Source organism: Amycolatopsis sp. WAC 04182 (assembly GCF_003947465.1).
GTDB lineage: Bacteria > Actinomycetota > Actinomycetes > Mycobacteriales > Pseudonocardiaceae > Amycolatopsis.
Genome location: NZ_QHJJ01000003.1, coordinates 44815 through 66312, shown reverse-complemented (window position 1 = coordinate 66312; position 21498 = coordinate 44815). Strand labels below are relative to the sequence as shown.

General features: G+C 68.4%; 23 protein-coding genes. 8 read left to right on the top strand and 15 right to left on the bottom strand.

Annotated features, from left to right (window positions below; all coding sequences use genetic code 11):
- The first annotated feature begins 115 nt into the window (after positions 1–115).
- Positions 116–967, top strand: a complete 852-nt coding sequence (locus tag DMH01_RS14120; protein ID WP_125676899.1) for an alpha/beta fold hydrolase — start codon at positions 116–118, stop codon at positions 965–967.
- Positions 968–1128: 161 nt separating this feature from the next.
- Here DMH01_RS14120 and DMH01_RS14115 read toward each other — a convergent pair whose 3' ends face one another.
- Positions 1129–1455, bottom strand: a complete 327-nt coding sequence (locus tag DMH01_RS14115) for a putative quinol monooxygenase (RefSeq protein WP_125676897.1) — start codon at positions 1453–1455, stop codon at positions 1129–1131.
- 75 nt (positions 1456–1530) lie between these two features.
- Between DMH01_RS14115 and DMH01_RS14110 the strand changes: the two genes are divergently transcribed.
- Together DMH01_RS14110 and DMH01_RS14105 are read left to right on the top strand one after the other, a co-directional pair.
- Positions 1531–2730, top strand: coding sequence for a sensor histidine kinase (locus DMH01_RS14110; protein WP_125676895.1), 1200 nt, complete (start codon positions 1531–1533; stop codon positions 2728–2730).
- On the top strand, positions 2718–3365 hold the full coding sequence (locus DMH01_RS14105; protein WP_125676893.1) for a response regulator transcription factor: 648 nt from the start codon (positions 2718–2720) through the stop codon (positions 3363–3365). Before DMH01_RS14110 ends, DMH01_RS14105 begins: the two co-directional genes overlap by 13 nt.
- 5 nt (positions 3366–3370) lie before the next feature.
- On the opposite strand, the gene DMH01_RS14100 is transcribed toward DMH01_RS14105, so the two are convergent.
- Positions 3371–3817 (bottom strand): VOC family protein, encoded by a 447-nt coding sequence (locus DMH01_RS14100; protein WP_125676891.1) that lies wholly within the window; start codon positions 3815–3817, stop codon positions 3371–3373.
- Positions 3818–3915: 98 nt separating this feature from the next.
- On the opposite strand from DMH01_RS14100, the gene DMH01_RS14095 reads away from it, so the two are divergent.
- Positions 3916–4110, top strand: a complete 195-nt coding sequence (locus DMH01_RS14095) for a hypothetical protein (RefSeq protein ID WP_125676889.1) — start codon at positions 3916–3918, stop codon at positions 4108–4110.
- On the opposite strand, the gene DMH01_RS14090 is transcribed toward DMH01_RS14095, so the two are convergent.
- From DMH01_RS14090 to DMH01_RS14035, 12 genes are all read right to left on the bottom strand, one after another.
- A complete protein-coding gene (locus DMH01_RS14090; RefSeq protein WP_125676887.1) occupies positions 4079–4993 on the bottom strand; it encodes a serine hydrolase in 915 nt (304 codons plus the stop codon). The two genes, DMH01_RS14095 and DMH01_RS14090, sit on opposite strands and share 32 nt — an antisense overlap.
- Before the next feature lie 118 nt (positions 4994–5111).
- A complete protein-coding gene (locus DMH01_RS14085) occupies positions 5112–6380 on the bottom strand; it encodes an MFS transporter (protein ID WP_125676885.1) in 1269 nt (422 codons plus the stop codon).
- Positions 6381–6522: 142 nt separating this feature from the next.
- Positions 6523–8193: a CdaR family transcriptional regulator gene (locus tag DMH01_RS14080; RefSeq protein WP_125676883.1), complete on the bottom strand. Its 1671-nt coding sequence runs from the start codon at positions 8191–8193 to the stop codon at positions 6523–6525.
- 76 nt (positions 8194–8269) lie between these two features.
- Positions 8270–9376, bottom strand: a complete 1107-nt coding sequence (gene menC, locus DMH01_RS14075; RefSeq protein WP_125676881.1) for an o-succinylbenzoate synthase — start codon at positions 9374–9376, stop codon at positions 8270–8272.
- Positions 9373–10257 carry a GNAT family N-acetyltransferase gene (locus tag DMH01_RS14070; protein WP_125676879.1) on the bottom strand — a complete coding sequence of 295 codons (885 nt, stop codon included), beginning with the start codon at positions 10255–10257 and terminating at the stop codon, positions 9373–9375. Before DMH01_RS14070 ends, menC begins: the two co-directional genes overlap by 4 nt.
- Positions 10258–10288: 31 nt before the next feature.
- Positions 10289–11431: a M20 family metallopeptidase gene (locus DMH01_RS14065; protein WP_125676877.1), complete on the bottom strand. Its 1143-nt coding sequence runs from the start codon at positions 11429–11431 to the stop codon at positions 10289–10291.
- Positions 11428–12903, bottom strand: a complete 1476-nt coding sequence (locus DMH01_RS14060; RefSeq protein ID WP_125676875.1) for an amidohydrolase family protein — start codon at positions 12901–12903, stop codon at positions 11428–11430. Before DMH01_RS14060 ends, DMH01_RS14065 begins: the two co-directional genes overlap by 4 nt.
- Before the next feature lie 126 nt (positions 12904–13029).
- Entirely contained in the window at positions 13030–14367 is a 1338-nt protein-coding gene (locus DMH01_RS14055; RefSeq protein ID WP_125676873.1) for a GH1 family beta-glucosidase, read from the bottom strand.
- Positions 14368–14399: 32 nt separating this feature from the next.
- A complete protein-coding gene (locus DMH01_RS14050) occupies positions 14400–15239 on the bottom strand; it encodes a carbohydrate ABC transporter permease (protein ID WP_125676872.1) in 840 nt (279 codons plus the stop codon).
- The gene (locus DMH01_RS14045) at positions 15232–16188 is read right to left on the bottom strand and encodes a carbohydrate ABC transporter permease (RefSeq protein WP_125676870.1); all 957 of its coding nucleotides are present in this window, start codon (positions 16186–16188) and stop codon (positions 15232–15234) included. The genes DMH01_RS14050 and DMH01_RS14045 overlap by 8 nt, the downstream gene beginning before the upstream one ends.
- Complete coding sequence (locus tag DMH01_RS14040) at positions 16188–17501, bottom strand: sugar ABC transporter substrate-binding protein (protein WP_125676868.1); 1314 nt, start codon at positions 17499–17501, stop codon at positions 16188–16190. Before DMH01_RS14040 ends, DMH01_RS14045 begins: the two co-directional genes overlap by 1 nt.
- 142 nt (positions 17502–17643) lie before the next feature.
- Entirely contained in the window at positions 17644–18300 is a 657-nt protein-coding gene (locus tag DMH01_RS14035) for a GntR family transcriptional regulator (protein ID WP_125676866.1), read from the bottom strand.
- A 103-nt stretch (positions 18301–18403) separates the two neighbouring features.
- Between DMH01_RS14035 and DMH01_RS14030 the strand changes: the two genes are divergently transcribed.
- Positions 18404–18835 carry a VOC family protein gene (locus DMH01_RS14030; RefSeq protein WP_034318920.1) on the top strand — a complete coding sequence of 144 codons (432 nt, stop codon included), beginning with the start codon at positions 18404–18406 and terminating at the stop codon, positions 18833–18835.
- A 213-nt stretch (positions 18836–19048) separates the two neighbouring features.
- The gene (locus tag DMH01_RS14025; RefSeq protein ID WP_125676864.1) at positions 19049–19528 is read left to right on the top strand and encodes a cupin domain-containing protein; all 480 of its coding nucleotides are present in this window, start codon (positions 19049–19051) and stop codon (positions 19526–19528) included.
- A 4-nt stretch (positions 19529–19532) separates the two neighbouring features.
- Here DMH01_RS14025 and DMH01_RS14020 read toward each other — a convergent pair whose 3' ends face one another.
- Positions 19533–19940 carry a RidA family protein gene (locus tag DMH01_RS14020; RefSeq protein ID WP_125676863.1) on the bottom strand — a complete coding sequence of 136 codons (408 nt, stop codon included), beginning with the start codon at positions 19938–19940 and terminating at the stop codon, positions 19533–19535.
- A gap of 98 nt (positions 19941–20038) precedes the next feature.
- Here DMH01_RS14020 and DMH01_RS14015 point away from each other — a divergent pair, with 98 nt between their 5' ends.
- Positions 20039–20428: a helix-turn-helix domain-containing protein gene (locus tag DMH01_RS14015; RefSeq protein WP_125676861.1), complete on the top strand. Its 390-nt coding sequence runs from the start codon at positions 20039–20041 to the stop codon at positions 20426–20428.
- Between the two features lie 59 nt (positions 20429–20487).
- Positions 20488–21423 (top strand): helix-turn-helix transcriptional regulator, encoded by a 936-nt coding sequence (locus DMH01_RS14010; RefSeq protein ID WP_125676859.1) that lies wholly within the window; start codon positions 20488–20490, stop codon positions 21421–21423.
- Positions 21424–21498: the final 75 nt, after the last annotated feature.

Below are 21498 nucleotides of genomic sequence, written 5' to 3'. Positions count from 1 at the left end.
CTCCCTGACGACGTCGACAGAGTGCGCGGCTACCTGTTACCGCGATTCACTGTTACTCAAGGTAACATATAGTCGAGTGGCCCCGCCAGACCACCGAAGAATGGGAGATCCGCCCATGTCCGCGCCCCGCCGTATCGACTCCTTCGACAACGACGGACTCACCTTCGAAGTACGCGACACCGGACCGCTCGACGGAACGGTCGTCGTCCTGCTGCACGGCTTCCCGCAGACCGGCGCCTCCTGGACGGAGACCGCCGACCTGCTCCACCAGCGGGGATACCGCACGATCGTGCCCGACCAGCGCGGCTACTCGCCCCGCGCGCGCCCACGCGGCCGCTTCGCTTACCGGTCGAGCCGTCTCGTGGCCGACACGGTCGCGCTCATCGAGGCCATCGGGGCCGGGCCGGTGCACCTGGCCGGGCACGACTGGGGCGCCAACGCCGCCTGGTCGACCGCGGCCCGGCGACCGGATCTGATCAGGTCGCTGACCACTGTCTCGGTCCCCCACGCCGGAGCGTTCCTCCGCGCGATGCTCGGCAGCGACCAGCTCATCCGGTCCTACTACATGTTCCTGTTCCAGATCCCCTGGCTGCCCGAATTCGCCATCCGGCGGCGGCCACGCGTACTGGAACGCACGCTGGCGGGCACCGGGATGACACCGGCGCAGGTCGACCAGGTCCAGCGGGACATCGTGCTCGGCGGAGCCCTCACCGGCGGACTGAACTGGTACCGCGCGATGCTGCTGCAACACCCGGCGGCCCTGCGTGCCCGCGTCACCGTGCCGACCACCCACGTCTGGAGCGACGGCGACACGGCCCTGTCCCGGCGAAGCGCCGAACTCGCCGGCCAGTACGTCGACGCCGGCTATCGGCTCGAAATACTGACCGGCGTCAGCCACTGGGTCCCCGAAGAAGCCGCGGCGACGCTGGCCGCCATCATCGACCGCACCGCCAGGGACAGCGCCTAGGCCGTGTCCTGCAAGTCATGTTCGCGGTCTCCGCGCCCAGGCGGCCCCTGACGGCACGGGCGGGCTCGGCCGAGTACGACCCCGGTACGAGGCCGGCCCGCCCGCACCGCCAGGAACCACCTGGATCACGAAGCCCATCGAACAGACTCACAGGGCAGCCTCTAGTCGACCGGCGTGACCTCGGCCATCTCCGACCAGGCGTCGCCGTCCAGGTTCTGGTAGTTGATCCGGGGCTTCTCCGCGACGACGGTCGCCATGAACGGGAAGAAGTCCTGGGCGTGCTGGGTCGCGACGTGCGCGTCACCGGCGGCGCTGTCGGCGAACACCTCGACCAGGACGAATTCGTTCTCGTCACCGGCGTTCTGGTAGTAGTCGAACGAGATGTTGCCGGGCTCGTCGCGCACCTGCCGCGTGTACCGCTCGATACCCGCCAGCCACTCGGTTCGCTTCTCGGGACGGATCCGTGCTTTGAGGACGATCAAGATCATGCCCCGAGTATCGCAAAGCAAGCCTTCACGCGCTCCGCTCCGAGGCCGCCGACGGCCGGATGGAAGACTGACGGGGTGATCACCCGGCTCCGGTCCTGTTGGTCCGCGATCCGGTACCTGGCGGTCGGCGCGGCCTCGTCCGTCGTCTCCTGGTTCGTCCTCGTCGGCATGCTGTTCGTGCTGATGATGTGCCCGTTCGGTGTCGGGATCCCGGCGGTGCCGCACGCGCTCAAGCTGATCAGGTACCCGCTCAACTTCGAACGACGGCGAGCGGCGCGCCTGCTGGACGAGCCCATCCCCCAGCCGTACCGATCCGGGAACCCGGTGACCGACCCGGCCTCGCGACGGGATCTGGCCTGGCTCGCCTTCCACGCCGCCACCGGTTTCGTCATCGGCATCTTCGCCATCGCCTTTCCGCTCGGCGGGCTCCGCCAGATCGTCACGGCGTTCATCTGGCCGATGGTGCCCGGCGGGGTGGAAAGTTCGCTCGGGTTCATGGTCACGTCGTGGCCGCTGGCCGCGCTCAGCGCGATCACCGGCGCCGGCATGATCGCGCTCCTGTTCCTGTATCCCCGCTTGGCCCGCTGGCAGGCCTCCATCACGCGCAGGCTGCTCGCGCCCGCGCCCGGGGTCGTGCTGATCGACCGCGTCGCCGAACTGGCCGCGTCGCGTGCCGCCGCGCTGGAGGCGCACGGCGCCGAGCTCCGTCGGCTCGAACGGGACCTGCACGACGGGACGCAGGCGAGGATCGCCGCCGTGGTCCTGCAGTTGGGGATCGCGGATTCGCTTTTCGACAAGGATCCGCAGCGGGCGAGGGAGCTGCTCGGCAAGGCACAGGACACCGCGACCGGCGCGCTGGCCGAACTCCGGACCGTCGTGCGCAGCATTTATCCGCCGCTGCTGACCGACCGCGGCCTCGACGGCGCGGTCACCGCGCTGGCCGATCGCTGCCCGGTTCCGTGCAGCGTGGACGTTCGCACCCGCAGCCGCCGTCCCGCCGCCGTCGAAGCGGCCGCCTACTTCGTGGTCGCCGAGATGCTGGCCAACATCACCAAGCATTCCGGTGCCGAGCACGCCTGGATCACCCTCGACGGCACCGCCGACACCCTGCTCATCGAGATCCGCGACGACGGCCACGGCGGCGCCGACGAAGCCGCGGGCAGCGGTCTGTCCGGGATCCGCAAACGGGCCGAGGCGTTCGACGGGATCTTGAAACTGTCCAGCCCCGCCGGTGGGCCGACCGTACTGAAAGTGGAGTTGCCATGCGGGTCGTGATCGTCGAGGACGACGCGCTGCTGCGCGAAGGCCTGGTGATGCTGCTGAACACCTCGGGCATCGACGTCGCCGCGGCGGTGGACGACGTGGACGAGTTCCTCGAACTGGTCGCCAAGGACCGGCCCGACGCGGTCATCACCGACGTCCGGCTGCCGCCGACCCACACCGACGAAGGTCTCCGCGCCGCCGTCAAAGCGCGGAAGATGTACCCAGGGTTGCCCGTGCTCGTGCTGTCCGCGCACGTGGAAACCGGCTACGCGGCGGAACTCCTCGCCGACGGCAAGGGCGCGGTCGGGTACCTGCTCAAGGAGCGGGTCGGGAAGGTCGAGAAGTTCCTCGACGCACTCGACCGGGTCGTCAAGGGCGGGACGGCCATGGACCCCGAGGTCATCACCCAGCTGATGGCGCACCGCCGGGCGACCGACCCGCTCGAAGGGCTGACCGCGCGGGAACGCGAGGTGCTCGGGCTGATGGCGGAGGGCTACAACAACACGACCATCGCCGAACTGCTGGTGGTGAGCGACGGCGCGGTGCACAAGCACATCCGGAACATCTTCGCGAAACTCGGGTTGCCGGAGGACAGCGGGCACCGGCGGGTCTTGGCGGTGCTGGCTTACCTTGGCGGCAAGGGCTGAGTCACTCACGAGGCTCCGAGCTCTTCCGCCAGCCCGACGACGATGCCCTCGGGACTGCGGACGTAACAGAGCCGATAGATGTCCTCGTACCGCTCCAGTTCACCGACGAGTTCCGCGCCGTGGACACGCAGGCGGGCGACGACGTCCTCGATGTCGTCGACCGCGAACATGACACGCCGGATGCCCAGCGTGTTCACCGGAGCGTCCTTCGGTTCGGGCGTGATGGCCTTCGGCCGGTGGAACTTCGCCAGCTCGATCCGGCCGGGACCGTTCGGGATCCGCAGCATGGCGACGTCCTGGCGGACGCCTTCGAGCCCGATGACCCGTTCCGCACCCGGCCACTCGAGTGGCCCCTTGCCCTCCAGTTCCATTCCGAGCTCGACGAAGAACGCGATGACCGCGTCAAGGTCTTCGACGACGATGAGGACGTTGTCCATCCGCTGGATCGCCACGCTGAGACTCCTTCGTTCGGCGGGGTAGCGCCAGCACCACCTCGCGACGGAGGCCAGTCCCCTGGTCGCCCGCCCTGCCGAACCCTAGCGTCTTCTTCATGAACGACACCGAAAAGCGCGGCGGCGCACTGGTCACCGCCTCCCTCTGGATCGTCCTCCTCGGCAGCGCGGCCGCCAACTCGATCGGCCAGTTCGCGGGACTGGACTGGACCTTCCGCATGATCGCCGGCGCCGTCGCCGTCGTGTGCATCGTGCTTCTGATCATTCGCCATCTCGCGCGGCGCAAAGCCTGAGCCATTCGACGGCTTGAGCCGCGGCGAACCCGATGAGCGCGTCCCGCTCCGGCACGCGGGACCGCGCGTCGATCGCGTCGGTGAAAACCCCCACCGCGTAACGGCCGCCATCGGGATATTCGACCACGCCGACCTCGTTGCGCACCGACGGAAGTGTCCCGGTCTTGCCGCTGACGAGGATCCCGTCGTCCGGGAACCCGGACCGCAGGCGGTGCGGCCACACTTGGAGCTCCATCCAGCGCCGGACGTCCGCACACGCGGTCGGCGACGCGGCCTCGTCACGCCAGATCATTCCGAGCAGCCGGGTGATCTCTTCGGCCGTCGTGGCACAACTGTGCTCCGGTTGGAGCGCGCGCAACGAGGCGATCCGTTCCATCGGGAGTTCCGTCAGCAGCCTTTCGTCGTCCTCGTAGGAGATCCCGAGGTCTTCGCCGATGCTGCCGAGCACCTCTCCGCAGTCCTGCGACACGGTGGTGTGCTCGAATCCGAGGCCACGCAAGGTTTTCTCCGTCGATTCCTTCCCGACGCGGTCGAGGATCAGGTCGGTGGCGACGTTGTCGCTGATCCCGATCATCAGGATCGCGAGGTCGTACCAGGACATCGAGATCTCGTGCCGGAACGTGGCGAGGCCGTACGGGCTCGGCGTCGGGTGTCCGGGTGGGACGGTGATCCGCTCACCGAGGTCGAGCCCGCCCTCGGCGCCCTGCTTCGCCAGTTCCAGCGCGATCGGGACCTTGAAGACCGACGCCGTGACGACCGGGGCGTGCTCGTCGACCCCGAACCGCCGGGTGCCGTCGATTTCGGCCGCGTGCAACCGGACCCGGACGCCTGCCTCCTTCGCTCGTTCGGTGATCGTTGCGCTGACTTCGGACGCGGTGCGCATGGGACTCCTGTCTGTTCGAGGAGAAGTGGGGTCGGGTTGCGTTTCGCGAAAGCCACTTTCGGGACATCAGACGTCGCGAAAGTGGCTTTCGCGACACGCGCTGAGTGACCGGATCCGGTCAAGATCCGGTGCCGGCTTTCGCCGGAGCGAACGAGAACTGCGCCGGGTTCTGCGGCACCCAGAACGCCATCACGGCGGTGAGGAACGTGGTGCCGATGAGGAAACCGAACGCGGCGGTGTAGGAGAAGGTGTCGGCGAGCCAGCCCATCGCGACCGGCGCGACCGCGCCCGCCACCTGGCCGCCGAAGTTCATGACTCCCATGCCGATCCCGGTGACCGCCGTGGGCAGTACCCGCAGCGGAAGGCCGAAGACCGCCATCGTCGCCATGCCGAACACCGCGAGGGCGAGCGTCTCGTAGACGGTGAACTCCGTCGTGCTGTCCGCGTTCACCATCAGCGTCAGCAGCACCACGGTCACCAGCGCGATCGAGCCGAGATACCAGCGGCCGTGGTCGTGGAAGTACCGGTCGAACAGCCAGCCGCCGAGGATGGTCGTGCCGATGCTGACCAGCATCGGGATGGCGGCCAATACCCCGGTCTGGCTCAACGACAGACCCCTGGACTCCAGCAGGTAGCTGGGCACCCAGGTGATCATCCCGTAGTTGAGCATGTTGGTGACGCAGAACAGCAGGGTGAACTTCCAGATCACCGGGGATTTCAGCAGCTGTTTGCGGGTCACCTCGGGGGTTTTCACCACGTCGCGTGGAAGGCTGCTCAGCCTTTCGGGCAGTGCCTTGGGCAGGATCGTCCAGACGGCCACACCGATGAGCGCGCCGATACCGGCCATCCAGAAGAACGTGTGCCGCCAGCCGACCGCCATCAGCAGCGGGCCGACGATCAGCGGCGCCAGGCCGGCGCCGATACCGCCCGCGGACAGCATCACGCCGGTCACCGTCGCGCGATTGCCGGGGGTGGTCCGTTCGGCGATCGCCTTGAACGACGCCGCCGGGAAAAGCCCTTGGCACACACCGAAAAGGCCGCGGACGAGGAGCAGCATGCCGAAGGTGCCCGCCATCCCGGTCATCGCGGTGAACGCCGACCAGAGCAGCAGCGTGACCAGCATCGGCCCGCGCGAGCCGTACCGGTCGGCGAGGAAACCCGCCGGGATCTGGCAGACCATGTACACCAGCGCGAAAACGGTGACGAGCCAGCCCTGTTCGGTCTTGCTGAGCTCGAACTCGGCGCCGATCATCGGCAGCGCCATCCCGATCGAGAACCGGTCGATGTAGTCGACCGCCCACGCGAACACCATCACCACCATCGTGATGAGCGCGGTCCGGTTGATCCGCCGTGCTGTCCAGGTGTCCTCAGTGACCACTGCCGTCATGGCGCCTCCGCGGGATCTTCGGAAGAGAAGGGAGAACGGCGCGAGCGTGGCGCCGATCACTCATTCTGAAACGCGGTCGCCGGGCGGAGTTCGTGCGATCACACGAACAATCGACCGTCCTTTCGGGCCTGGAGACCGACAGTCAGTCTTCGGCGCCCGGCGGCCCGGTGCGCGCGTCGCGGGGCAGCAGCCGCAATTGCAGCATCGCGGCGAACCTCTCCCCCGCGTCGTCGAGGTCGATCTCGCCGACTTCGGCCAAGCGCCGCAGCCGGTAGCGGAAGGTGTTCGGATGGACGTAGGCCGACGCGGACGCGGCGCCGATGTCACCGAAGGCGTCGAGCCAGCACCGGAGGGTGTGCACCAGTTGCGACTGGTGCTGGGCATCGTAGGCGAGCAACCGCGCGACCGGTCCCGTCGCGACGTCTCCCCTGGCCGCGGCGAGGTCGGCCAGCTCCAGCATGAGCGCGTCGACGTGGACGTCTTCGGCGGTCGCGACGCGTTTGGCGCCACCGTTGGTGAGCAGCACGCGCAACGCCCGGTCCGCACCGTCGCGGGAGGCGTGGAGACCGGACGCGTCGAGCGCGAGCGGTCCGATGCCGATCGCGGCCGCCGCCCGGCGTCCCGTTCGCTCCAAGAAAGTCGACGCGACCCGTACCGAACGCTCTTGGCAATCGGCCTGACCGCCGGGCATCGGAAGGATGCCGTAGGCGACGTCGCCGACCAGCGCGACGGCGGACCGCGGCTGGACGGCGCTCAAGTGCATGGCCAGCGCGTCGGCGACCCGCTGGCGGTCCGCGGCCAGCCGGAGATCGTCCTCCGGGTCGGGTGCGCCGAGCAGTCCCATGGCGAGCACGATCAACGGCTGGCCCAGCAACCCGAGCCGGGCGATGGCCTCCGGTGCGCCGGAGCCTCCTTCGAGTGCCGTGCTCACCAGATCCGCGCGCAGCCGCCGTTCGACGTCGGCACCCGCCCGCAATCGGAGCAGGTGCAACGCGACGAGCTTCGCGGCGTCGATCAGCGCTTGAGTCCGCTCGTCACTGAGCGGTTCCCGCACCGCGGCCCAGATCGAGCCGAGCACCTCGTCGCCGGCGCGAACGGCGAGCGCCACGCGGGGCAGCGCGATGGCACTGTCGTCGTACCGCTGCGGATCAACGTACACGGGCGCCTGATCTCGGTACAGCTTCTCGAAGACGCCGTCCTTTTCGAGGCCGCGCGCGAACCGCTCCGGCACCTGCCTGCCGAGGATCGTTTCCACCCGGGACGGGTCCGCTTCGTCCTGGCGGCCGGAGAACGCGAGGATCCGGTTGTTGCGATCCTCGATCGTCACCGGCGCGTCGATGAGCGCGGCGATCGCGTTGGCCAGTGCGAACAGATCACCCGAAGGCATTCCGCCGAGGGTCTGCGGCGAGACCTCGCCGACGTCCTCTTCGGCGAGCAAGGTCCTGAGCATGGCGGCGAGCTGCGCCCAGGACGCGCCGCGCGCGAGCCCCAGCAGGGCGACCCCGGACGACTCCGCGGCCCGCCGGAGTTCCGGCGCCGGGGTGACGGGAGACCGGACGACGAGCGCCGCCGCGCCTCTCTCACCCACGTCGTGCAAGAGGCGGACGACTTCGTCCTGGTCCCGCACCCCGACGCCGAGCACGACGGCTCCGCCAGGGATGTCGGATTCGTCGTGCGGATCATGGATGACCACCCCGCCGAGGTGCTTGCGGGTGGTCCGGCCGACGGCGACCGGTTCCAGGAGCACGTCCCCGAGGTCTTCGAGGACGCGCCCCAAACTCGTATGCGGCTTACTGGGCACCGGTGTCAGCACCCCCCGAAGTTAGACCCGGTCTCGCCGAACCGAGCGGTTCGATCCGACCAAATCTAACCCCGGAATTCGTAGAACGCTACGAACCGATCCACGCTTTCTCCGTCGTGACCTCGTCCAGCAGGCCGGGAATCGGAGTCACGCCGAGCCCCGGTCCGGTCGGTACCGGCAGATGCCCGCCGTCCAGCACGAACGGCTCGGTGATGTCGGTGCGGTAGAACCGGCCGGACGCCGAGGTGTCCCCCGGCAGTGTGAAGCCGGGCAGCGAGGCGAGGGCGACGTTGGCCGCGCGGCCGAGCCCGGTCTCGATCATCCCGCCGCACCACACCGCGATCCCGTGCGCCGCGCAGACGTCGTGCACCCGGCGGGCTTCGAGGTACCCGCCGACGCGGCCCGGTTTGATGTTGACGATCTGGCAGGCGCCGAGCTTGATCGCGTCCGCGGCGGCCTTGGCCGAGACGATCGACTCGTCGAGGCAGATCGGCGTCCGGATCCGCTTGGCCAGTTCGGCGTGGCCGAGCACGTCCTCTTCTTCGAGCGGCTGCTCGATCAGCAGCAGGTCGAACGGGTCGAGCCGGGACAGCAGGGGCGCGTCGCCCAGTGTGTACGCGGTGTTCGCGTCGACCTGCAGCAGCACGTCGTCACCGAAGCGCTCACGCACCTGCCGGACCGGCTCGACGTCCCAGCCGGGTTCGATCTTCAGCTTGATCCGGACGTAACCCTCGTCGAGGTAGCCGCCGACGACGTCGAGCAGGTGCGGGATCGAGTCCATGATCCCGACCGAGACCCCGCAGGCCACGGAGTCGCGAGTGGACCCCAGCTCGGCCGCGAAGGACCGGTCATGCGCGCGGAGTTCGGCGTCGAGGACCGCCATCTCCAGCGCGCCCTTCGCCATCCGGTGCCCCTTGAACTTCGCCAGCAACGGCGTCACCTTGTGCGCGGTCACGTCCTCGGCCGCCAGCAGGGCGGGGATCAGATGGTTCCGCAGCACGTGCTCGGCGGCGTCGTTGTACTCCGACGAGTAGAGCGGCGCCTCCATCGCGACGCATTCGCCCCAGCCCTCGCCCGCCGGGGTCACCGCGCGGACCAGCAGCAGTTCCCGCTCGGACTGCGTACCGAACGACGTCCGGAACGGGGCCACGAGCGGCATCCGGACCCGGCGCAGTTCCACACCGCTGAGTTTCACGACTGCTCCTTGGAGATCACGTACCAGCCGGCACGATCGAAACCGGCGACCTTGGCGTTGTCCGCCATCAGTCCGCCGAGGACTTCGCGCAGCGCGACGCGCCACGCGTCGCCGCGACCGGGATCGGTGCGGCGCAAGCGTTCGATGTCGGGCGGGACCGCGACGAGCACGGTCGGCGCGTCGGCGGATCCGATGCTCGGACCGCCGTCGGAGTCGACCGAGAGCGCCTTCATCGCGCCCAGCGCCTCCGCGTCGATCAGGACCGGTTCGCCGAAGGCGGCGGCGCGAACCTCCGGGCTCCGGAGATCCCAGCCGACCATCAGCCGGTCGGTGTCGCCCGAACCGTTGATGTCGTCTTCCATCGGACCGTAGAAGTCGGGCAGGTAACCGATCGGGCGCGCGCCGAGTTTGCCAAGGTTGAAGTAGGCGTTGCGCCGCACCAACGGGTCGAACGTCCAGGTGATCACCGAGACGTCCTGGAGCAGTGCCCAGCCGCGCTGGTGCAGTTTGAGCGCGTGCCCGATCCCGCGGCCCGCGCCCGCCTTGGCGACGCCGGCGATGTGACTGTGCAGGCTCGCCTTTCCGGGGTTCCCGAAGAAACCGAAACAGGCACCCAGCAGTTCACCGTTCCCGAAAGCGCCCGCGACGTAGTTCCCGGCCGTGGACATCGCGCGGAGCAGTTCCGTGCTCACCGGTCTGCCGCCCGGCCCGGACCGCCAGATCGACTCGAACAGGCCGACCACGGCGGCCAGATCGGCGATCTCGGTCAGCTCGCGGATTTCGACGCCCGAAGCCACGGCCGCGGCCCGCGCGGCGGCGACAGCCTCGTCGCGCACCGCCACCGACGCCGGGCTTTCCGCGTTCGTAGCAAGATTTGTCACGGGGCAATCCTTTCCCGGCACCTCGGCCGAGTCACCGTCGTGCCGTACCAGATTCGCCCGCGGGATTCGTCGCACCGGACGGACCCCGCTTGGCGAGTACGTTTTCCACGAGCGCGGCCAGCAAAGCGGTACGGCGCGGCAGTTCCGCGACGATGACGTGTTCGTGATCCGCGTGCGCCCCACCCCCGACGGCGCCGAGGCCGTCCAGCGTCGGAACGCCCAGTCCGGCGGTGTAATTGCCGTCCGAGGCACCACCGACCGACGCCGAAGTCAGCTCTCCGAGCCCGAGTTCCTCGGCCAGTTCCCCGGCCAAGGCGAACAGTCCCGCCGACGAACCTTCTTCGAGCGGCGGCCGGTTGATCCCGCCGGTCACGCGGACCTCGGCGCCTTCCAGGACCGGACGGAGTTCCCGGATGGCCCGGTCGACGCGGACTTGTTCGGCCTCGTTCCAGACACGGACGTCGACGGCGACCCGCGCGGCGGCCGGAACGGTGTTGACCGTCGTTCCGGCCGAAACGACCGTGGGCGTCACGCTGGTCCCGGCACCGGGATCGGCGAGCGCGGCCACCGCAAGGATCTGGTGGGAGATCTCGATCCCCGCGTTGACGCCCTTCTCCGGTTCGAGCCCGGCGTGCGCGGCACGGCCGACCACCTCGACCCGATAGTGGGAAACGCCTTTGCGCCGGCATTTCAGGGCACCACCGTCGGCCGACGCCTCCAGCACGAACGCGGCGTCACATCCCGCCACGGTCTCCTCGATCAGCGCGCGGGAGGACGGCGAGCCGATCTCCTCGTCGCCGGTGACCAGAATGGACAGTCCGTCGCGGTCGGGCACGGTCGCGGCCGCGTGCAACGCCATCACGACCCCCGCCTTCATGTCGAAGCAACCGGGTCCGCGCAGCACTCCGTCCCGCACGGAGAACGGATGGGTCTCCAGTGAACCGTGCGGCCATACCGTGTCGTGGTGACCGAGCAGCAGGACACGAGGCGGTCCGGCGCCGAAGGTCCAGCGGAGATGGGTGACACCGTCGACGACGATCTTCTCCGGCTCCACGCCGAGCAGTCTCCGGCCGAGTTCGGCCACCACTTCGGCGCTGCGGGCCACCGCTTCGTGATCCGACGACGGCGACTCGCAGCGCACCAGCGTTTCGATGTCGGCGAGCAGATCGCTCATCGAGGCTCACCCCGCAGCGGCTTGCCGGGGAACGCTTCCGTGCGCAGGTTCCCGTCGGTGACGACCGGGACACCCGAGACGAACAGGTGCCGGACGCCGACGGAGGGCCGCGTCGAGTCGAAATAGGTCGCCGCGTCGGTGATCGCGTGCGGGTCGATCACGACGATGTCCGCGTCGGCACCGACGTTCAGCCGTCCCTTGGCCAACGCCCCGGGGGCGACCTCGTCGAGCACCCGCGCCGGCAGGTAGGAGCAGCGCCGGAACGCCTCCAGCCAGGTCCAGGCCTTGCTCTCACGCACCATCAGGCGCAACGTCTTGGCGTAGGTCCCGGCCGTGCGCGGATGGGTCGCGCCGCCGGGCGGCAGCGGCCATTCGGTGCTCTCGCTGGTGCCGTTCTTCCAGTACACGGGGAGCGCGTCGCTGGCGACGATGGCGTCCGGGAACGCGAGCGCCTGGCGCAGCAGGCCGAGGTCGTGCGGGCTGCTTTCGTCGAGGAACTCCAGGATGCACGGCGCGCCGGGATCCTCCGCACGCACCTGGAGCAGACGGCCCTCGTCGGCGATGCGCTCGCCCGACTCCAGCATGATCACGCTGGACGGGGACAGCCCCTTCATCTTCAAGCGCTCGGGCGAAAGGAAGGCGGCGCCGATCCCCGTGCTGCCCGCCCCGTACGGATAGGCTTCGACGGTCACCCGCGACCCCGCCGCCCGCCCCGCTTCGAGCGCCGCGAGCACCCGCTCGATCTGGTGGCCGGACGTGCTGTTCACGTGACAGTGGTGCATCGCGGCACCGGTCTCGGCCGCGACGATCGCGATCTCCGCCGAACCGTCGATGGGTGTTTCCGGGTTCACCTCGACCAGTTCCCGGACATGGGTGTACGTCGGCGCGCCGGCTTCCTTGGCCAGCCGGGCCAGCGCGAGGAACTCGCCGGGGTCGGTATCGGGCGCGTAGCCGAGCAGCACGCCGACGCCGAGCGCGCCCGCGGCCAGCTCACCGTCCACAAGGGACAGCCAGGCAGCCAGTTCCTTCGGTGACGAAGTCCTTTGCCAGGCCGGGTTTCCGAGCACCGCCAGCCCGCTGTCGATATTCGCGTCCGGCTCGATCCCGGCGAGCACCTGTGCCCGCGCGGCGCCCCAGGACGCGGAGAAACCGTAGTGCAGTGGACGTCCCGCGGCGGCCGCCTCGGCGTAGGCCCGCTCGATCGGCATCAATCCGGCTTCGAGGTCGAGCGCGGTCGTCACGCCGTCCATCGCCTGGAGCCGCTGGCCCGCGATGGTGTGCACGTGGCTGTGCAGGTCGATGAAGCCCGGCCCGACGACGAGCCCGGAGACGTCGATCTCCACGTCGCCCGGCTCCGCGGTCAAACCCGCCCCGACGGCGGTGACCACCCCGCCGGATACCAGCACGTCGGCCGTGCCGTCGAATCCCGTCGCCGGATCGATGACACGACCGCCGCGCAAAAGTGTCCGCATGCTTCGCCTCCTAGGATCGCCTCGTTCATGGCGACCCTAGGAGGTTTCGGCGGGCGTCCGTTCGTACCGCGCGACGAATCCGGCCCCCTCGGTCCATCCGCCCGCACGAACCGTTCGCGAGGCCGGTCAGCGGTTCCGATGCTCGGCGATGATCTCCGCGTACCGGTGCCCGCTCGCCTTGACCGTGCGGACCTGCGTGTCGTAGTCGACCCGCACGAGCCCGAACCGCTTGCTCAGCCCGCTGTCCCATTCGAAGTTGTCGAGCAGCGACCAGGCGAAGTAGCCCTTCACCGGAGCACCGGCTTCGGCCGCGCCCGCCACCGCGCCCAGATGTTCTTCCAGGTAGGCGATGCGGTCGGCGTCGTGGATCGATCCGTCCTCGGCGACCTTGTCGTCGAAGGCGGCCCCGCTCTCGGTGACGTAGATGGCGCGGGCGCCGTACTCGTTGGCGAGCCGGTGGATCAGGTCCGCCAGGCCCTGCCCGTGGATCTCCCAGCCCATCGCGGTGGTGGCCGCGCCCTCGACCGGCACCTGCCGGGCACGCGGGGCGGGACCGTCCGGGTCGTCCTCGACGATCTGCCGGAAGTAGTAGTTCAGCCCGTGGTAGCCGACCGGGGCCGCGATCACCTCCAGATCGTCCCCGACGACAGGCGGTTCGACACCGTAGACCTCGATCATGTCCGCGGGATAGCCGCGGCCGTTCGACGGATCGAGCCACCAACGGTTGACGTGTCCGTCCATCCGCGCCGCCGCCTCGACGTCCGCGGTGGAATCCGACGCCGGTTCGATGCCGCTGAGATTGACCACCAGGCCGATGTTCGCGGGCTGTGCGGCGTTCTCGGTGATGGCCTGTACGCCGAGACCGTGCGCGAGCAGGAGATGGTGCGACGCGTGGATCGCCTGCTTGAGATCCTTGATCCCGGGGGCGAAACGCCCTTCGAGGTAGCCGAGCCAGGCCGAACACAGCGGTTCGTTGACCGTGTTCCAGTCCTTCACCCGGTCACCCAGCCGAGCCGCCACGACGGCGGCGTAGTCGGCGTAGGCATAGGCCGTGTCACGCTCGGGCCAGCCGCCCTTCGCTTGCAGGGCCGACGGCAGATCCCAATGGAACAACGTGGCGAACGGCCGGATCCCGGCTTCCAGCAACACGTCGACCAGCCGGTCGTAGAAGTCGAGACCGGCCTTGTTGACCTCGCCGCGGCCGGTCGGGATCACCCGCGGCCACGCGACCGAGAAGCGGTAGGCGTCCAGGCCCAGTCGCTTCATGATGGCGAGATCCTCCGGCCAGCGCCGGTAGTGATCACACGCGACGTCGGCGGTGTCGCCGTTCAGGACGGCACCCGGGACCCGGACGAAATCGTCCCAGATGGACGGGAGGCGGCCGTCGGCGTCGACGGCGCCCTCGACCTGGTACGCGGCGGTGGCCGCACCCCACAGGAAATCGGCGGGCAGGTGCAGATTCAAGGCGGACCTCTCTGTACGGAGCGACGGGCTGGTCATTTCACGGCACCGGCGGTGAGCCCGGCGACGAGATAACGCTGGAGCAGCAGGAATCCGGCGACGACCGGGACGGAGACGATCAGGGACGCGGCCATGACCTGGTTCCAGTACACCTGGACCTGGGTGGAGTACTCCTGGAGACCGACCGCGAGGGTCCGCGTGCCCGAATCGGTCATCACCGACGCGAAGAGGACCTCGCCCCAGGCCGTCATGAACGAGTAGATCCCCACCGCGACGATGCCCGGCATCGCCGCCGGGACGACCACGCGGATCAGCGCGCCGAACGGCCCGGTGCCGTCGACCATCGCGGCCTCGTCGAGCTCCTTGGGGATCGAGTCGATGTAGCCGGCGAGCATCCAGATGGCGAACGGCAGCGAGAACGTCAGGTAGGTGATGATCAGCCCGAGCCGGGAGCCGTACAGGACGATGCCGGTGGTGTTGCCGATGTTGACGAAGATGAGGAACAGCGGCAGCAGGAACAGGATGCCGGGGAACATCTGCGTGGACAGCACGGTCATCTTGAAGAAGTTCTTGCCGCGGAAGCGGAACCGGCTCAGGGCGTACGCCGCGAAGATCGCGATCACCACCGAGAGGATCGCGGCCGAGCCGGAGATGACCAGGCTGTTCACGAAGTATTCGGCGAGCGGGATGGTCTCCCAGATGTCGAAGAACGGCTGGATGGTCAGCGTCGTCGGCACCCATTCCCAGGTGCCCTGCACGTCCCCGAGCGGCTTCAGCGACGACGAAACCATCGCGTACAGCGGCACCAGCGTGAACAGGGCGAGGAAGCCGAGGACGAATCGGCGGGCCCACGGGACCCAGCGAGGCTCAGACAACGGCGTTCCTCCTCCGCGCGGTCAGTCCCAAGTAGACGGTGCTGACGACGAGCAGGAACAGCAGCAACAGCACCGACATCGCCGAGCCGAGGCCGAAGTTCCAGGTCACGAAGGAGCTCTGGTAGATGTGGATCGAGATCAGCGACGCCTCCTTGGGCGCGGACGCTCCGAAAAGGACGTACGGCGTGTTGAAATCGTTGAAGGTCCACAGGAACAGCACCAGCAGCAGTACCTGGTTGACCGGACGCAGCATCGGCTGGGTGATCGCCTGGAACTGGCGCCACCAGCCCGCGCCGTCGATGGCCGCCGCTTCGTACAGTTCTCCGGGAATGTTCTGCAGCCCGGCCATCACGATCAGGAACGCGAACGGCCAGTTCCGCCAGACCGAGACCACCACCAGCGACCAGAAGCTGTTGTCCCCGATGAGCCAGAAGGAGTCGGTGCCCAGCAGGTCGTTCACCAGGCCGGTGTCCTTCTGGAACATGAACGACCAGGTGATCACGGCGGCGTACATCGGCAGCGCGTACGGCACCAGGAACAGGGTCCGGAGCAGGCCGCGCCCGCGGAAGTTCTTCTGCATCAGCACGGCGGCCGAGGTACCGAAGAGCCAGCAGAACCCGACCGAGAGAACGGTGTAGAGGACGCTGATCCAGAACGAGCCGAGCAGCGCCTTCCCCGCCGCCGAGTCGAAGTCCAGGACGAACTTGTAGTTGTCGATTCCCGCCGCCGGGGCGGTCGAGAAGTCCCGGATGGAGAACTGCGTCAGCTTGAAGAAGCTCATCACGAGCCCGGCGATCATCGGGATCAGATGGACGAGCAGTTCGAGCAGGATCGCGGGGAGAAGGAGCAGATACGGCAGCGCGATGCCGCGCCGTTTGCGCCGGACGCGCCGCGGGCGGGACGCCCCGGCCGGCTTCAGGGCCGGGGCGTCGTCGAGAGCGGTCGGCATCAACCACCGGCCGCGATCTGCTGGTCCGCCTGGTTCAGCTGGTCCCGGATCTTGGCCCCGTCGACCGGCTTGCCCGCGGCGACGTCGGCGAACATCGCCTTCATCGCGGTGCCGATCAGGGTCTCGAACTGCGACTCCTGCGGAACCTGCGGCATCGGCTCGGCAGAATTCGCGAGCACGGTCTGGAAGACCTTGACGTCTTCCGTCTGGAACGCCGCGTCACTGTAGGCGTCCTGGACGGTCGGCAGCGACCCGTAGGTCTTGTTGAGCAATGCCTGCTCCGGCGCCGAGACCATGAATTTCACGAAGTCCAGTGCGGCGTCGGGGTTCTTGGTGTTCTTGAAGACCGCCATGTTGATGCCCGCGACGAAGCTGGTCACCTTCCGCCCGTTCGGCGGCGCGGTGGCGGGCAGCGGGATCGGCGCGACACCGAGGTTGGCCATGTCCATCCCGATGCTCTTGAACGACCCGGCTGAGGCCTGGTTCATGAACATCGCGGCTTTGCCGTCCGACAGATCCTTGAGGGATTTGGCGGTGTCGGCGTATTCGGCGTTGGCCGGATTGACGATCTTGTCCTTCTGCATCAGGTCGATGAACTGCTGCACGGCAGCGACCGATGGATCCGAGGCCAGTTGCGGCTTGCCCTCGGAAGTGAAGAACTGAGCACCGTGCTGGGCGCCGAGGATCGCCGCGTGGTGGCTGTTCTCGGTGACCTGACCCGCCTGGAGCGAGAGCCCCCACTGCCCCTTGTCGGGTTTCGTGAGCTTCTTGCCGTCCTCGACGAGTTCCTCCCAGGTGGCGGGCGGCTTGGTGATCCCGGCCTCCGAGAAGAGCTTCTTGTTGTAGTACAGGCCGTACGCCTGGCCGTAGAGCGGTACGCCGACCGGCGGCTGCCCGCTCGCCCCGGTGGCCGCCAGCGACGGGCCGAGGAACCGCGACTTGCCGCCGACCTTCTCCAGCGCGGCGTCGTCGAACGGCAGGAACGCACCCGTCGCCTGCAACGAGGCCGACCACGTGTTGCCGATGTTGAGCACGTCCGGCCCCTTGCCGGAGGTGGTGGCCGCGAGGATCCGGTTGAGCAGATCCGTCCACGGGACGACCTCGAGCTTGACCTTGATCCCGGAGGCCTTCTCGAACTTGTCGAGTTCGGGCTGCAGGACGGCTTTGTCGTTGTCGAGACTGGTGCCCTGATTGGATGCCCAGTACACGAGCTCCTTGGGAGCACTGGACGACGTGTCGCCGCCGCCGCACGCCGTCGTGGCGGCGGCCGCCAGCGCCAGGACGAGCGCGGGAGCGATCTTTCCGATTCGCATCGATGGTCCTCGGGGTGAGTGGCCAAGCCGCGTCCGGGGCCTGTGACCCGGGACACGTCTTATTTCAGGGCTTGAGTTAAGCCTTGGCTCACCTTGCCGTCAAGACCCGCGCACCATTTCGTCCCGTTCGCGCCGGGCACGGTCATTTCCTGGTCAGCACCTCGAAGGCTTCACCGCGGTGGACGGCGAACAGTTCGAGCGCCTTCTCGCCGTCATGGGCACGAAGGGCGGCCGCCAGCCGACGATGCTCGGCCGGAATGCTCGCGAGGTAGCCGTCGGAGCTCACGCCGATCCGGGTCAGCAGGAACAGGTACACCTGCGACCGGATCGCCTGCCACGCCTCGACGAGCCGCCGATGACCGGACGCCGCGTAGACCGCGTCGTGGAAGTCGATGTCACAGCGGACCATCTCGTGCTCGTCGCGCGCCCGGTCCATCCGGTCGACGACCTCGTCGATCGCGGCCAGGTCCGCCTCGGGCGCGTTCGCGACCACGAGCCGGACGGCCAGCTGCTCCAGCGCCGACCGCAGGCTGTCGAGTTCCGCGACGTCCACATCGGACAGTGTGGTAACGATCGCGCCGCGATGCCATTCGCTGCGGACGAGGCCCTCGCGCTCGAGTTTCAGCAGTGCTTCACGCACCGGGCCGCGGCTGACGCCGAGCGCCGCCGAAAGCTCGACCTCACGCAGCTGCGCGCCAGGTGGATAGGCGCCGCCGAAGATGGCGTCCCTGACCCTGTCGGCGACCTCGTCCGCCAGCCCGCGACGCCGTGCCGGCACCACCCTGCCGGGTTCGCTCATCCTCATCCTCCCCACCGGAACGCCCGATACTAGCGACCCCACACTTTGTCCTAATGTTAACATTGCGACACGTGCACTTCCCGCTGGAAAGGATCCCCTGGGTATGACCGTCCTCGACTCCCCCATCCCGCGCTTCCACCTCGCCATGCCCGTCGACGACCTCGCCGCCGCGCGCACCTTCTACGGCGAAGTCCTCGGCCTCGAACAGGGCCGCAGCTCCGACACGTGGATCGACTGGAACCTTCACGGACACCAGTTCGTCACGCATCTCGCCCCGGAGCGGCCGCAGCGGATTCACAACCCCGTCGACGGACACGACGTTCCCGTGCCCCACTTCGGTTTGATCCTCACCGTGCCGGAGTTCCGGAAGCTCGCGGACCGGCTGCGCGCGGCGGACACGTCGTTCGTCATCGAGCCTTACGTCCGCTTCGAGGGTCAGACCGGTGAGCAGTGGACGATGTTCCTGCTGGACCCGGCTGGCAACGCCCTGGAGTTCAAGGCGTTCGCCGACGACTCGCAGGTCTTCGCCGCCTGACCGATCTTCGCCGATCGCGGGCCCAGTACATGAAGGCCCCCTTCCTTGCGCCTAGGTACAGGAAGGGGGCCTTCATGTACTTCGACGGGCACCCGATCGATAACCTCCACATTATCGATCGGGTCGGCTTTCCGCGTTGATCAAGGGCGGCCGCGGCGAGAAGCTGGTCCTGTCAGCGAGCCCGCTGACCACGGAAAACCAGGGAGCGCCACCATGTTCGACCCCATCCTTCTCCGAGCCGCCGACGCCGAGATCGTCAGCGACGCGCCGGGCAGCGAGATCACGCTGCTGGCCGATTCGGACACCACCAACGGGGGCTTCACCGCGAACCGCGCGACCTTGAAGGACGGCGTCTTCGGCACCCCGGCCCATTTCCACACCCGGGCGACCGAATTCTTCTTCGTGCTCGAAGGAAAACTCCAGGTGCTCGTCGAGGAAACGCTGCACACACTGGAGAAGGGCGACTTCCTCGCCGTGCCGCCCAAGGTGCCGCACGCGTTCGGCCCCGCCGCCGGCTCGGACGCCGACGTCCTGGTCACCTTCACCCCGGGCATGGGCCGCTTCGACTACTACCGCCTCCTCGACCGGGTCGCACGCGGTGAAGCCGACCCCGCGGAGATCGCCGCGTCCTCGAAGCAGTACGACAACCACTACGTCGACAGCCCGATCTGGCGCGCAGCACGCGGTCAGTGAGTGCTCAGTCGATGACCGCGGTCGCCTCGACCTCGACGAGGTGCTCGGGCACGTCGAGGGCCGCGACGCCGATCAGTGTTCCCGGCGGGACCGGGGTGCCGCCCAGTTTGGCGGCGGCCCGGTCCACGCCTTCGAGGAACAGCGCGAGCTTGTCCGGCGTCCAGTCGACGACGTAGACGGTCATCTTCGCGACGTCGTCGAAGGTGGCGCCGGCCGCGGCGAGCGCGGTGCCGATGTTCAGGTAGCACTGTTCGACCTGTGCGGCGAGGTCACCCTCGCCGACAAGGGCGCCGTCGGCGTCCCAGGAGACCTGCCCCGCGATGAAGACCAGCTTCGACCCGGTCGCGATCGACACCTGCCGGTAGGCGGGGATCTCCGGCAGCCCCGCGGGATTCACCAGGGTGATGCTCATCCGTACTCCTCGTTCGTGGTCACTTGTGGTTACCCAGAAACTGTAGGAGAGTGTGCGTCGACCTGGAAGAATGCACTTTTTAGTGACTGGGGAACCTCATGGTGACCAAGCAGCTCAACGGTTCGGACGACGCCGATCTGCTGCGGGCGGACTCGCTGGCGCGGGAGATCTTCTCCGACGTCGCCAACAAGTGGGCGCTCCTGATCATCGAGACGATCGGCGACCGCACCCGGCGGTTCACCGAACTGCGCGACGACATCGAGGGCATCAGCCACAAGATGCTCACCCAGAACCTGCGCATGCTGGAGCGCAACGGCCTGCTCGAACGGACGGTGCACCCGACGGTGCCACCGCGCGTCGACTACTCCCTCACCGAGGCCGGGCACGGCCTCCGCGCGACGGTCGACGGGATGTGCGACTGGACGCAGCGGTTCCTCGGCCACATCGAAGACTCGCGACGCCGGTTCGACACGCCTGTTAACGGTTAACGGGCTGGTCAGGATCTCGCCCCGTTCAGTTCGCCGCGATACGGACCTATGCTCGTCGCGTGACATCCGGCGGAGCGGTTCCCCGGCCCGGGCTCGAGCGGTTGCTCCGCGACGGGCCCTTCGCCGACGCGCTGCGCGAGGCGATCCGAGCGCGCGGCCTCAGTCTGGAACGCCTGCGCGACCACCTGCGCGCTCGCGGCGTCTCGATCACGGCGGCGACGCTCAGCTATTGGCAGTCCGGGCGAAGCCGCCCGGAACGCCGGGATTCGGTACTCGGACTCCGCCACCTCGAACAGGTACTGGAGGTGGCACCGGGCAGTTTGACCGCGCTGCTCGGCCCACCTCGTGCACGAGGCCGGTGGCCCGCCCGCGCCGACGGACTGCCGGAATTCGGCCGGTACTGGCCGGACCGGACGCGGATCGACGCGGCCGTCAGTGCGGTCGACACCCGGTGGGACGAACGGCTGACGAGGATCAGCCAGCACGACGTCGTCTCCGTCGGCCCCGGCCAGGAGGAACTCTCGTTCCGGTCACGGCAGGTGCTCCGCGCCGAAGCCGACGGCCCGGACCGGTGGGTAGTGATCGTCCACATCGACGAACACGACCGGCCGTTGCCCGAGGTGACCTCGCTGCGGGGCTGCCACCCCGGCCGCAGCGTGCACCGGCCCGAAGACGGCCTTCTCGTGATGGAACTGCTCTTCGAACGGCCGCTCGCGAAGGGCGAAACCGTCATCACCGAGCACACGCTGGTGAACAGCGCGCCGTTCCCGCACGCGACGAACTACGAACGCAAATTCCGGCTGCCCACCCGGGAATACGTCCTCGAGATCCGATTCTCCCCCGGTGTGCTCCCGGTCCGATGCCGCCGCTATTCCGAACAGGACGGACATCCCGCGGAGTGGACGGAAGTGGTGCCCTGCGGCGACTCCGCGCACGGCGTCGCGTTGAGTTTCGGTCCCGGCAGGTTCGGATTCGAGTGGGACTGGGACTCTTAATTGTTAACGACTCGCGGGCCTACAATTCCGTGAGGTGAGGGAATTACCGTCGGCGCATCTGCTTTTCGATTCGAG